This window comes from Cupriavidus sp. HY129 (genome assembly GCF_059492215.1).
The window spans coordinates 2973686-2986366 of sequence record NZ_CP083254.1 but is presented as its reverse complement, the minus strand read 5'-3'; the positions used below and the strand labels follow the sequence as shown (position 1 = coordinate 2986366).

Below are 12681 nucleotides of genomic sequence, written 5' to 3'. Positions count from 1 at the left end.
CCGCGGCCTGACGGCACGCGGCGTTCGGTTGCTGGGGGCGGGTCGACCAGCGCGTGACTTAGTGCGTAACGCGCGTCACGCCGCCCGAGGAGAGCAGCCGCACACGGTCGCCAGGGCGGAAGATCTCGTCCGCATCCTGCGTGATGGCGCGCATCTCGCCATTCTCCAGGCGCACGGTGATCTCCAGGCCGCGACGTTGCGCGATCTTGTTCTCGGCGGCGCTACCGGCCACGCCGCCCAGGATCGCGCCAAGCAGGCCCGCTGCGATGGCGCCGTTGCCGCCGCCGATCGTGCTGCCGGCGGCAACACCACCGATCGCGCCACCGGCAAGCGTGCCGACGCCCGTGGCTTCGCCCTGGATCATGACTTCACGCACGCCTTCCACCACGCCGAAGCGCACGGTCTGCTCGCGCTGAGCCTGGCCGCCCGTGTAGACGCTGTTGGAGTTGGACTGGGTGGAACACCCGGCAAGCAGCGTCGCCGCTGCGAACACGGCGACGCCGCCGATACGTAGGATCTTGTTCATGACTTCTTCCCGTGAAAGATTCCGCGTTGCGTTGCTGTGCCGGGGTGACGCACCCGACACCAGGTCAAGCGTAACGGTAACCAAAGACGGACTGGAAGCGGCTGCCGATTTCGTCGCAGGAGATCCAGTGGTTCTGGGGACCCTGCTGGGCGATCTTGAGAGAGCCCATCAGCGAAGCGAGGCGGCCGGTGGTTTCCCAATCCATCCCGTTCTCGATGCCGTGGAGCAGGCCACCCCTGAACGCATCGCCGCATCCGGTGGGGTCGACCACACGTTCGGCGGGCACGGCGGGAATGGCGTACTGCTTGCCGTCGGCAAAGACGCTGGCGCCGCGCTCGCCGTGCGTCACGATGAACGCGCGGACCTTGGCGGCTACCTCTGCGCTGGTCCATGCGGTGCGTGACAGCAGGACCTGCGCTTCGTAGTCATTGACCGTCACGTAGCTGGCAAGTTCAATGAACTGCCGCAGGTCCTCGCCGTTGAACAGCGGCATGGCCTGGCCCAGGTCGAAGATGAAGGGGATGCCCTCGGCGGCGAACTGCTGGGCATGGTGAAGCATGCCTTCACGGCTGTCCGGCGCGACGATGCCAACTGCCGGGCGGTTGCCCGTGGTCAGCGCGTCCTGCACCCGGTTCAGTTGCGACTGACCCATGGCGCCAGGGTGGAAGGCCGTGATCTGGTTATTGTCCAGATCGGTCGTGATCATCGCCTGCGCGGTGAATGTCTCGGGCAGCACGCGGATATGGTCGGTGCGGATCTCGAGGTTGCGCAGATACCGCAGATACGGTTCGGCATCCTCCCCCACCGTGGCCATCACGATCGGGTCGCCGCCCAGCATCTTGAGCGTGTACGCAATGTTGCCCGCGCAGCCGCCGAACTCGCGGCGCATGCCCGGCACCAGGAACGAGACGTTCAGCATGTGGATCTGGTCCGGCAGGATGTGTTCGCGGAAGCGGCCGTCGAACGTCATGATGGTGTCGTATGCGACGGAGCCGCAGATCAGGCTGGACATTCTCTCTCCAAGGGCCCTGGCAAGGGCTGTAACAGATACGTTAATGAATTCCGCCCGTGCATGACGGGCGGAATGTTGGACTACTGTGCCGAATCAAACAAATTACTTCAATGCGGCGAGTGCGGCGTCGTAGTTCGGTTCCTGCTTGATTTCGGGCACCAGCTCGCTGTACTTGACCGTGTCGTTCTCGTCCACCACGACCACGGCGCGAGCGCATACGCCGGCCAACGGGCCGGTCTTGATGTCCACGCCGTAGGCGTTCTTGAACTCGGCGCCACGCATCGTCGACAGCGTTACCACGTTGGCCAGGCCTTCGGTGGTGCAGAAGCGGCCCATCGCGAACGGCAGGTCGGCCGAGATCGTCAGCACGACGGTATTGTTCAGGTTGCCGGCGGCCTCGTTGAACTTGCGGGCAGATGCCTGGCACACGGGCGTATCGAGGCTCGGCACGATGTTCAGCACCTTGCGCTTGCCTGCGAAGTCGGCCAGCGAGACATCCTTCAGATCCTTGCCGACGAGCGAGAATGCGGGCGCCTTGTCGCCGCTATGAGGAAACTTGCCGCCAACTTCGATGGCGTTACCGCCGAGGGTCACATTGCTCATGGTCTCTCCTGTCTGGAATGGAATACGGCCAGCCGGTCCGATGCGCGCATCGACGGCATGGCAGGGGGGCGTTGGAATTCAGGGGTAGAAGATCAGCACGCGGTAGTTCGCTGCCGCCTGCTGCGTCCGGAATCGTACCCGAACCGGCAGTTCGCTGCCTGCGCGCAGGCCCGTGGTGGCAAAAGCGCGCTGGTCCGGTTGCAGGTAATCAGCCGGCAACAGCACGCGCCGTAGCAGCAACTGGTCCTGCAGGTCCGTCATCACGAGTTCGATGGCGGGCAGCGCCGTCGTCGCGCGGCCCTGGTTGCGCATGGTGACCGCAAGCAGATAAACGTCGTCGGATTCGTCCTGCTTCTGCAGTTGCGACGTGTCGATGCGCAGCGCCTCGAGATCGCGCCACGGCGGCACGCTGCAGCCGAATGGCTCACACGCGGCTTCCAGCAACGGGCGCAGTACCGGAATGTTCCCCGCTAGCTGGCTGCGTCCAAGGTAGGCGCCCTGGATGAGCACGCCAAGGCCGAGCACGACGACCGCCACGCGGGTCCAGAGACGTCGACTACCCGGGAGCTTGCGTTTGGTGGTGGCAGCACTCGCCTGTTCGCGTTCGCGGGTGTGGCGAAGGAAATCGGGGGCGAAGCCGGGGCCGGTCACCGGTCCGGTATCGTCGCGTTGCCAGTGACGCGTGGCTGTCTCGCGGGCTACGGCATCGAGCGTGCCGTCCCGCGATGTCGGCCCGTGAGCGTTGCTGTCGGCGGCATCCCTTGTCCAAGCTTCCGTTTCGGCGTCAGTCGGGTCTGCCGCGCGCAGATACTCGCTTGCGCTGCGTACCGGCTCGGTGTGCGGGTGCGGATGCGCTTCCGGCGGCGCGGCGGCGGTGTCGTCGGTGCTATCGCTGTCTTTGCTGTGCTTGCTACCGGTAGCGGCCGTCTGTGCCTCGCGCTGGGGGGACGTTGGCCACATCGCCTTGGCGCCGTAGGCGCCGGCTGGTGGCATTTCGCCCGGCGTCTTCGGCGCGAACGCTGCGGCCGGGTCGAGCGATGAGTGACGCGGCAATGCATCATCATCGAACACGCCATGGTCCAGCGCGGGCCACGGCTCGGATGGTACTTGCGGTGGCGTCTCGACGTCGGTGGGTTCGGCGTCAGGCAGTGCTTCCTGGCTGGCTTCGACCGGCGGCGTCTGCGCGGCGGTTTCCGTGTCTTTCGCCTCGTCGCCAGCTTCGGCAGCGGCGGGTGCGGCGCTTTCGTGCGTTTCGTCGGCCGCTTCCGGTTCGTTGGCCTCGACGGACTCGGCGGGTGCCTCTTCCGTGGCCGTATCAACCACTTGTCGATCGGCGCCTGTTTCCGGTTCTGCCACCGCCTCCGCTTTCGCGTCGGCTGCTTCTTCCCGCTCGGGCTCCGACATCATCGTCGTGGGCGAATCGAGCGCGGGCACGTCGTAGCCTGGGTCGAAGCCCGGGTCGAACGGCGCCTCGTCCTCGCGCGCCTGGGCATCGGCCTGGGTCTGCTCCGCGTGAGCAAGCGCCGCAGCCAGCGTGACTGACGATGCCGCAGCTGCGGGCGCCGGTGTGGGTGTGGAAGCGGGGGAGGATGTGGGCGCAGCAGCCGGCGTCGGCGCTGCTGGCACCTCGATCAGGTGCTCACGGGCGTCGAAGACGGTGTCGCACTGGCCGCAGCGGACCAGCCCCTGGCGCAGCCGCAACTGGTCCGCCACAAGCCGGAACGCGGTGCGGCAGGCCGGGCAGCGCGTGACGAGCTTGGCGGCGGCCATGATGAAAAATCAGGAACGGTCGGCGGGTGCGGCAGGGCGCGTGCCATGCAGGCACACCCAGCCTTCCTCGCTGCGCCAGACCGACATGGGGATCCAGGGCGCGTAGGCGGCGGCCACTTCCTCGGCCTGCCGTTCGAGCACGCCAGACAGGATCAGGCGGCCGCCCGGCCGCACGCGTGCGCTGAGCATCGCCGCCATCAGCTTGAGCGGATTCGACAGGATGTTGGCCACCACGAGGTCGTAGGTGGCCTCGGAGACCGATTCCGGCAGCGCGAAACTGGCCTCCACGCGGTTGCGTTCAGCGTTGTAGCGCGACGCATCCACTGCGTTGGGGTCAATGTCGATCCCAACGGTGTCACCGGCGCCGAGCTTCTTCGCGACGATGGCCAGGATGCCAGAGCCGCAGCCATAGTCGAGCACGGTTTCGCCGGCGCGCACGTTGGCTTCCAGCCACTGCATGCACAGGCGCGTGGTCGGATGGCTGCCGGTGCCGAATGCCAGGCCCGGGTCGAGCTCCAGAATCACGGCATCGGGGTCTGGCGCTTCGTGCCACGAAGGCACCACCCAGATCTTTTCACCAATGCGGATCGGTTCGAATTGCGACTGGGTCAGACGTACCCAGTCCTGGTCCTCCACGCCGCGCAGTTCGTACGGCGGCACCGGGTCGACCTTGAGCGCGTTAGCGGCCGCGGCTACCACGAGCGCGGGATCGGTCTCTTCATCGAAGAGCGCCACCACGCGCGAACGGTTCCACGCGAGCCGCGTCGGCTCCAGCCCGGGCTCTCCGAAGAGCGGCTGTTCGTCGGGCGTATCGGCATCGGCGTCTTCCACCGATACCGACAGCGCGCCGAGGTCGAACAATGCGTCGGACCAGGCTTCCGCCTGCTCCTGCGCAATTTCGATCACACATTCCTGGAAAGCCACGGGATTCCTCTGTTACTGCTTTGCCGGCCGATTGGCCACGCTTCAGGCCTTTTCGCCCTGGACGTTGGCTTTCTGGGCCAGACGGTGTTCGAGATAGTGGATGCTGGTGCCGCCTTCCACGAAGTTGGCGTCAAGCATCAGGTCGCGGTGCAGCGGCACGTTGGTCAGGATGCCGTCCACCACCATTTCCGACAGCGCGATGCGCATGCGGGCGATGGCCTGGTCACGCGTCGCGCCATACGTGATGATCTTGCCGATCATCGAATCGTAGTTGGGCGGCACGAAGTAGCCGTCGTACGCATGGGAGTCTACGCGCACGCCGGGGCCACCGGGCATGTGCCAGGCGGTGATGCGGCCCGGCGACGGCGTGAACTTGAACGGGTCCTCGGCGTTGATCCGGCACTCGATCGCGTGGCCGCGCAGTTCCACGTCCTTCTGGCGGAGGCGCAGCTTCTCGCCAAAGGCGATGCGGATCTGCTCCTGCACGATGTCGATGCCCGTGATCATCTCGGTGACCGGGTGCTCGACCTGCACACGCGTGTTCATCTCGATGAAGTAGAACTCGTTGTTCTCGTACAGGAACTCGAACGTGCCGGCGCCACGGTAGCCGATCTTCTTGCAGGCCTCTGCGCAACGGTCGCCGATGCGCTCGATCAGGCGGCGCGGAATGTGCGGTGCCGGCGCTTCCTCGATCACCTTCTGGTGGCGGCGCTGCATCGAGCAGTCGCGTTCGCCCAGCCAGATGGCCTGCCGATGCTGGTCGGCCAGGATCTGGATTTCCACATGGCGCGGGTTCTCGAGGAACTTCTCCATGTAGACCTCGGGATTGCCGAAGGCGCGGCCAGCTTCCTCGCGCGTCATGTTGACGGCGTTGAGCAGGGCGGCTTCGGTGTGCACCACGCGCATGCCGCGGCCACCACCGCCGCCGGCGGCCTTGATGATCACGGGGTAGCCCACGCGACGGGCCGTTGCCAGGATTTCCTTCGGGTCATCGGGCAGCGCGCCATCGGAGCCGGGCACGCATGGCACGCCGGACTTGATCATGGCCTGCTTGGCCGACACCTTGTCACCCATCAGGCGGATGTTTTCGGAGGTCGGGCCGATGAACACGAAGCCGGATTTCTCCACGCGCTCGGCGAAGTCCGCATTCTCGGACAGGAAACCATAGCCCGGGTGGATCGCCTGGGCGTCGGTCACTTCGGCGGCCGAGATGATGGCCGGCATGTTCAGGTATGACAGCGGCGACGGGGCCGGGCCGATACAGACGGCTTCATCGGCCAGCTTGACGTACTTGGCGTCCTTGTCGGCTTCCGAGTACACCACCACAGTCTTGATGCCCAGCTCGCGGCAGGCGCGCTGGATGCGAAGGGCGATTTCACCGCGGTTCGCGATCAGAATTTTATCAAACATGGTCTCTCTCTGCGAGAACAGGGGCGGGCCCGGCGCACCGGCTTTCGGCGCGTCGGGCTGACGCATGCGGCAGGGCCATTGGGCCAGGCCGCGTCAGCGCCGGACGGGCCGGAATCAGCCGATCACGAACAGCGGCTGGCCGTATTCGACGGCTTGACCGTTTTCGACCAGGATTTCCTTGATCACGCCAGCCTTGTCGCACTCGATCTCGTTGAGCAGCTTCATGGCTTCGATGATGCAGACGGTCTGGCCTTCCTTGACGGTGTCGCCCACGTTGACGAACGGCGCGGCGCCCGGCGACGGCGCGCGGTAGAACGTGCCGACCATCGGCGAGGTCACCACGTGACCAGCCGGGACTTGCGGTGCTTCCGCAGCGGCGGCGGCCGGTGCGCCGCCAACGTTCATGGCCGGGGCGGCGGCGGGCAGTTGCTGGTACTGGGGCATGGCCATCGGAGCGGCCATGACCTGCGGAGGTTGCTTGACGATACGTACCTTGCCTTCGCCCTCGGTCACTTCGAGTTCCGAAATGCCGGATTCGGCCACCAGGTCGATCAGCGTCTTCAGCTTGCGCAGGTCCATCTTCTTATCCTCCAGAATCGGGTTGTCCGGTCACGCTCCTGCTCGGAGGCGACGGCGGCGGTGAATCGTTGATTGGCTTGCCATGCGCGACAGGCACGGCGGCAGCCCCTTGTTATGTCGTTCTTGCTTGAGGCGGTTTCAGAATGATTCTGGCATTGTTGCGGGTACTTGTACTGTCTGCGGCCCCGCGTCAGGCCAGAACCGCTTCGCTTCATTCTGAAACAGCCTCCCGGGTGCGGCTTGATTCTTGCGGCGTTAGCCAGATGATGCGGTCTGTTCCTGTGCAAGCGCGTAATCCAGCGCCAGCAGATAACCCTGCCAGCCCAGGCCGCATATCACCCCGATCGCCTGATCAGAGAAATAGGAGTGATGACGGAACGGCTCGCGGCGATGCACATTGGACAGATGCACCTCGACGAAGGGAATGGCCACGCCGGCAAGCGCATCGCGCATGGCCACACTCGTATGGGTATAGGCCGCCGGATTGATGATGATGAAGTCCACCCCCTCGCCACGCGCTGCCTGAATGCGGTCCACGAGGGCTCCCTCGTGATTCGACTGGAACGTATCCAGCCCGATGCCCGCTTCGGCCGCGCGCTTGGTCAGCGCTTCGTTGATATCGTCCAGCGTCGTGTGCCCGTACGTCTGCGGCTCGCGCGTCCCGAGCAAATTGAGGTTCGGACCATGCAGAACCAGCACCTTGCGGTAACGGACGGGGCGGCTGACGGCAGGAGTAGAAGACACGGCGGCTCGACCAGTTCAACGAAATTGCGCGGAGATTACCGTAGCTTAGAGGGATTTGTCTAGCGCGGGATACAAGGCGAAATGTCGATCCAGGGTCATATCTCAGTCGCCGAGTGCCTTTTGAGGCATAAACCGTTGTCGGCTGAGGGTTTGTCCGCACGTTCGCGGTCAATTGATGAACGTTCGGCTTCAGATCGATGAAATTCGGTGGGTTTGGCCTTGCGCGGGATCAAGCCCCAGGCAGTACCGCGCGGAGTTCGTCGGCATGCACGCGGCCCATCTTGCGGTACTTCACAGTGCCGTCAGGTGTGATGACGACCGTGAACGGCAGCCCGCCCTGGGTGTTGCCAAAGGTCCGGGACAGTTCCGTGCCGGCAAAGCCAGCCACCGTGAGCGGGTACGCCACCGGTACCTTTTTCAGAAAATCCTGGATATTGCTGGCCGAATCGATACCGATGCCGACGAATTCCACGTTGCGGGGGGCATATTCGCCGTGCAGCGCGGTCAGCTCGGGCATTTCCTCGACGCAGGGACCGCACCAGGGCGCCCAGAAATTGACCACCAGAGTCTTGCCGCGGAACTTCGACAAATCGACTTCCGCACCAGCCGGGTCCGGCATCTTGGTACGGAACAGCGTTTCCACTGCCTGATCCGAAACGGCCTTCGGCGCCAGCGCGAAGTGGGCCACCAGTGCGCCGGCGGCTGCCGCGACGATGGCGATGATGATCCACAAGACGAAGGGCGAACGGCGGGTGGGAGCAGATGCGGTCATGTTCGGGCGGCGAAGAAGACAGTTCTAATTAGATAACGGGCGATTGAGGCGGCAGGCCAGGGCTGACTCCGGGGCTGGATGCTCATTCCCCGGTGTCGGTCGAGGCGATGAGCGCGCGTACGGCGTCGGCATCGGCGCGGGCCACGCGCCCGGAGGCGTCGGCCTTGACCGCGCCGCGTGCATCGTCGGCATCATACAGCGCGAGGTGAATTCCGACTGGGGCACCCAATGTGGCGCGGACTTCTCCTGCGAGGGTGCGGGCCTCGCGAGTGGCCGGCCACTGGCCACGCCACAGAAAGCTGAGCGTTTCGACATCCCCACGACCGGCAAAGTGCCGGCTTTCGCTGGTGTCGAAATCCACGCCGGCATTGAGCAGGTGCAGCGCCACATCCTTGGGGCTGTCGCAGAAGCACTGTATATAGACGTCCGAGTGCTCGGTGGCCGTGCCGTTTAGCACCGCGCCCACCAGATAGGGGCGGAATGCGGCCAGGTCGTCCATCGCCAGCAGCGCCAGCTGGCGCATCAGCGCCAGGATGCGTGGCTGGTGGTCGCCGTGGAACAGCGCCTGGTAGGCGCGCACCTCGTCCTCGATCATCTCGTTGTCAGGCAGCCACTCGCCGGCCACGCGCGCGTCGCCCAGGATCTGGCGGGCGGCCTTGCGTTTGGCCGTGGCGTAGTCGGCGCCATCTTCGGCGATCATGCGGGCTGCGGCCTGGGCGATTTCCTCGCGCAGACGGATGGGGTCGGAAGGCATACGTCGGGACATGCTGCGATGATACCCGCGCCGACGCAGCCGGGCCCTTCGACCCACGCGGTACAATCGGGACCTTGTTCAGTTGCCGCGCCACGCATCGCGCCCGGCGCGGCCCCACGCATTTTCCCGAGCTCCCATGCATATTCATATCCTTGGCATCTGCGGTACGTTCATGGGCGGCCTGGCTGTCCTGGCCCGCCAGGCGGGGCACCGCGTGACTGGCTGCGATGCCAATGTCTATCCGCCCATGAGCACCCAGCTCGAAGCCCAGGGCATCGACCTGATCGAGGGGTTCGATCCCGACCAGCTTTCGCTGAAGCCGGACCTGTTCGTGATCGGCAATGTGGTCTCGCGCGGCAATCCGCTGATGGAAGCGATCCTGAACCGCAACCTGCCGTACGTTTCGGGGCCGCAATGGCTCGGCGAGCACGTGCTCAATGGCAAGTGGACGCTGGCCGTGGCTGGCACGCATGGCAAGACCACGACCACGTCGATGCTGGCGTGGATTCTGGAAGACGCCGGCTACAACCCCGGCTTTCTGGTGGGCGGGGTGCCGCAGAACTTCGGCATTTCGGCGCGCCTGACGGAATCGGACTTCTTCGTTATCGAGGCCGACGAGTACGACACCGCGTTCTTCGACAAGCGCAGCAAGTTCGTCCACTACCGTCCGCGTACGGCGATCCTCAACAACCTTGAGTACGATCACGCCGACATCTTCCCGGATCTGACCGCGATCGAGACCCAATTCCATCATCTGGTGCGCACTGTGCCGGGCGAGGGGCGACTGGTCGTCAACGGCCAGGAGCCCGCACTGGCACGCGTGCTGGAGCGCGGCTGCTGGAGCGAGGTGGAGCAGTTCGGCGTGGGCGACTGGAGCGAGACCGATCCGAAGACCACCGCGCCGGAGGGCAAGGATGCCTTCGACATCTGGTTCCGCGAGGCGCTGCAAGGCACGCTGGTCTGGGACCTTCAGGGTACCCACAACCGCCTGAACGCCATCGCCGCGATTGCAGCCGCGCGCCACGTGGGCGTGCCGCCGGCGCAGGCGATCGAGTCGCTTGGCCGTTTCTCCAACGTCAAGCGCCGGATGGAAGTACGCGGCGTGGCGGGTGGCGTGACGGTCTACGACGACTTCGCGCACCATCCCACGGCCATCCAGACCACGGTCGACGGGCTGCGCCGCCGGGTGGGGGACGCACGCATCCTCGCCGTACTGGAGCCGCGTTCGAACACCATGAAGCTTGGCGTGATGGCTGCCCAATTGCCGGCCAGCCTGCGCGAGGCTGACCTTGTGTTCGGATATGGCGCGCCCTCGGGCAAGGACGCGCTGGGCTGGAACCTGGCCGAAGCGCTGGCCCCCCTCGGCAAGAAGGCCGCGGCGTTCCAGGACCTCGGCACGCTGGTGCAAGCCGTGCGCGCGGCCGCCCAGCCCGGCGACCAGGTGCTCGTGATGAGCAATGGCGGCTTCGGCGGGGTACACCAGAAACTGCTCGACGCGCTCGGCGCGAAGTCCTGATCGGGAATCCACATGCTGCTGTACCTGCACGGTTTCCGTTCCTCGCCGCAGTCGTTCAAGTCGCGGGTCGTGCAGGACCGGATGCGCGCCTGGGGCGTGGAGAAGTATTTCGCCTGTCCGATGCTCAATGTCTCGCCCACGCTGGCGATTGCCCAGGCTGAAGCCGCGATCCGTGGCGCGCGAGCCGGCGGCGAAACCGACATCGCCATCATCGGTTCGTCGCTGGGCGGGTTCTACGCGCGCTGGCTGGCGGAAAAGCACGGCTGCCGCGCCGTGCTGCTGAATCCGGCGATTCACCCGTGGACCGATCTGGAGCGCTATCTGGGCGAGCAGCCGCTTTATCACGGCGGCGGCTCGGTGGTGGTCGAACGCAAGCACCTGCAGGAACTGCTGGACCTGCGGGTGGACGCGATCACCAGACCCGAGCGCTACTACCTGCTGGCCGCCACTGGCGACGAAGTGCTCGACTATCGCGAGATGATCGCGGCCTGTCCGGGCGCGCACATCCGGGTCATCGAGGGCAGCGATCACGGCATCAGCGAGTTCGAGGAATACGTCGACGACGTACTGGCTTTCTGTGGCTATACCCCTAACGGAAAGACCGTGGCATGAGTGGCGTAACAGGGATGCAAAAGCTGCGTGCGGCATGGCACGCGCATCTGCCGTATGACGCGTCGATTCCGCTGAACCAGCGCCGCTGGATCACTGGCGAAGGCTCGCTGACGGCTCGGCTGATGTCGGCGTCCGCCGCCTTTCGCGTGCGGCGACTGGCGCAGGCGCCGCAGTTGCCGTTCGCCGATGAATGGCGGGCGCTCGGCCTGATCCGTCCGCTGCCGGCCATCACGCGCGAAGTGCTGCTGATCTGCGACGAGACGCCAGCCGTATTCGCTCACACGATCGTCGACCCCCGGTACGCGCGGCGCGACTGGCCGTTCTTGCGCGGGCTGGGCAACCGGCCGCTCGGCGGCGCGCTGTTCGTCGATCCGCGCGTGCGGCGCGACCCATTCCAGTTTGCACGGCTGACCCCGTGCCACCCGCTGCGTCAGGCGCTGCAGCGGGTATTGCCGGCGCTGTCGTCGGAGCCGATGTTGCCCGCGCGGCGGTCGGTGTTCCGGCGTGGCGGCGGCGCCATGCTCGTGACGGAGGTCTTCTTGCCGGACCTGCTGACACGGGCAGCGCCTGAGAACACCGGCGCGGGCGGCACCAGACTGCCCCGCCGTATCGACACACATCACACACCATCCAAGCAGGAAGAGAGACCCGAATCATGAAATTGCAGGGACGCGTAGCGATCATCACCGGCGCCGCCGCCGGCATCGGTTTTGCCACCGCCGAACGTTTCGCCGCCGAAGGCGCGAAGCTCATCATGTGCGATGTGCAGGAGGCGCGCGTGCGCGAGGCCGCCGAGCGGCTGGCCGCCAAGGGCGCGCAGGTCGAGGCGCACAAGGTCGACGTCACGCGCCGCGACGAGGTCGATGCCATGGTGGCAGCCACGCTGGCCCGCCACGGTCGCATCGATGTTCTCGTCAACAACGCCGGCATCACCAAGGACGCACGCCTCGCCAAGATGACCGAGGCACAGTTCGATGCGGTCATCGACGTCAACCTGAAGGGCGTGTTCAACTGCTCACAGGCCGTGGCCAGCATCATGTCCGAGCAGGGCAGCGGCGTGATCCTGAATGCATCGAGCGTGGTTGGCCTGTATGGCAACTTCGGCCAGACCAATTACGCGGCTTCCAAGTTCGGCGTGATCGGCTTCACCAAGACCTGGGCGCGCGAGCTGGGTCCGAAGGGCGTGCGCGTGAATGCGGTATGCCCGGGCTTCGTCAATACCGAGATCCTGCAGACCGTGCCTGAGAAGGTGCTCGATGGCATGAAGGAACATTGCTGGATGCGCCGCCTGGCCGAGCCGTCGGAGATTGCCGCGATCTACACGTTCCTGGCCAGCGACGACGCCAGCTACGTCAATGGCACGACGATCGAAGCCAGCGGCGGCATGTCTCTGTAATCTGACTCCGAAATCGCATTGACCTGAAGCACCCCGTCCGGTGCGGCCACGGCGGCCGCGGCG

Annotated in this window: 14 protein-coding genes; 4 read left to right on the top strand and 10 right to left on the bottom strand. The window is 65.5% G+C overall.

What is annotated here, in order from left to right; all coding sequences use genetic code 11:
• Nucleotides 1-58: 58 nt before the first annotated feature.
• The 10 genes from K6G35_RS13705 to K6G35_RS13660 form a co-directional block, all read right to left on the bottom strand.
• On the bottom strand, nucleotides 59-526 hold the full coding sequence (locus K6G35_RS13705; protein ID WP_008645907.1) for an outer membrane lipoprotein: 468 nt from the start codon (nucleotides 524-526) through the stop codon (nucleotides 59-61).
• 64 nt (nucleotides 527-590) lie between these two features.
• Nucleotides 591-1538: a carbohydrate kinase family protein gene (locus K6G35_RS13700; protein ID WP_186424739.1), complete on the bottom strand. Its 948-nt coding sequence runs from the start codon at nucleotides 1536-1538 to the stop codon at nucleotides 591-593.
• Between the two features lie 102 nt (nucleotides 1539-1640).
• Nucleotides 1641-2141 (bottom strand): thiol peroxidase, encoded by a 501-nt coding sequence (tpx, locus tag K6G35_RS13695; RefSeq protein ID WP_008645909.1) that lies wholly within the window; start codon nucleotides 2139-2141, stop codon nucleotides 1641-1643.
• Between the two features lie 78 nt (nucleotides 2142-2219).
• Nucleotides 2220-3911: a DUF3426 domain-containing protein gene (locus tag K6G35_RS13690; protein WP_495675834.1), complete on the bottom strand. Its 1692-nt coding sequence runs from the start codon at nucleotides 3909-3911 to the stop codon at nucleotides 2220-2222.
• 9 nt (nucleotides 3912-3920) lie between these two features.
• On the bottom strand, nucleotides 3921-4835 hold the full coding sequence (gene prmA / locus K6G35_RS13685; RefSeq protein WP_035884286.1) for a 50S ribosomal protein L11 methyltransferase: 915 nt from the start codon (nucleotides 4833-4835) through the stop codon (nucleotides 3921-3923).
• A gap of 42 nt (nucleotides 4836-4877) precedes the next feature.
• The gene (gene accC, locus K6G35_RS13680; protein WP_008645579.1) at nucleotides 4878-6245 is read right to left on the bottom strand and encodes an acetyl-CoA carboxylase biotin carboxylase subunit; all 1368 of its coding nucleotides are present in this window, start codon (nucleotides 6243-6245) and stop codon (nucleotides 4878-4880) included.
• Nucleotides 6246-6359: 114 nt separating this feature from the next.
• Complete coding sequence (gene accB / locus K6G35_RS13675) at nucleotides 6360-6824, bottom strand: acetyl-CoA carboxylase biotin carboxyl carrier protein (RefSeq protein WP_008645580.1); 465 nt, start codon at nucleotides 6822-6824, stop codon at nucleotides 6360-6362.
• Nucleotides 6825-7079: 255 nt separating this feature from the next.
• Nucleotides 7080-7568, bottom strand: a complete 489-nt coding sequence (aroQ, locus tag K6G35_RS13670; protein WP_024570919.1) for a type II 3-dehydroquinate dehydratase — start codon at nucleotides 7566-7568, stop codon at nucleotides 7080-7082.
• A 229-nt stretch (nucleotides 7569-7797) separates the two neighbouring features.
• Nucleotides 7798-8340, bottom strand: a complete 543-nt coding sequence (locus tag K6G35_RS13665) for a TlpA family protein disulfide reductase (protein ID WP_495675833.1) — start codon at nucleotides 8338-8340, stop codon at nucleotides 7798-7800.
• A gap of 82 nt (nucleotides 8341-8422) precedes the next feature.
• Nucleotides 8423-9106: a hypothetical protein gene (locus tag K6G35_RS13660; protein WP_035884285.1), complete on the bottom strand. Its 684-nt coding sequence runs from the start codon at nucleotides 9104-9106 to the stop codon at nucleotides 8423-8425.
• Between the two features lie 124 nt (nucleotides 9107-9230).
• Here K6G35_RS13660 and mpl point away from each other — a divergent pair, with 124 nt between their 5' ends.
• From mpl to fabG, 4 genes are read left to right on the top strand one after another with little or no spacing between them, the layout of a single operon-like run.
• Nucleotides 9231-10610, top strand: coding sequence for a UDP-N-acetylmuramate:L-alanyl-gamma-D-glutamyl-meso-diaminopimelate ligase (gene mpl / locus K6G35_RS13655; RefSeq protein ID WP_008645590.1), 1380 nt, complete (start codon nucleotides 9231-9233; stop codon nucleotides 10608-10610).
• 12 nt (nucleotides 10611-10622) lie between these two features.
• Nucleotides 10623-11222 carry a YqiA/YcfP family alpha/beta fold hydrolase gene (locus tag K6G35_RS13650; protein ID WP_495675832.1) on the top strand — a complete coding sequence of 200 codons (600 nt, stop codon included), beginning with the start codon at nucleotides 10623-10625 and terminating at the stop codon, nucleotides 11220-11222.
• 14 nt (nucleotides 11223-11236) lie between these two features.
• Nucleotides 11237-11881 (top strand): chorismate--pyruvate lyase family protein, encoded by a 645-nt coding sequence (locus tag K6G35_RS13645; protein WP_008645595.1) that lies wholly within the window; start codon nucleotides 11237-11239, stop codon nucleotides 11879-11881.
• Complete coding sequence (fabG, locus tag K6G35_RS13640) at nucleotides 11878-12618, top strand: 3-oxoacyl-ACP reductase FabG (RefSeq protein WP_008645603.1); 741 nt, start codon at nucleotides 11878-11880, stop codon at nucleotides 12616-12618. Before K6G35_RS13645 ends, fabG begins: the two co-directional genes overlap by 4 nt.
• Nucleotides 12619-12681: the final 63 nt, after the last annotated feature.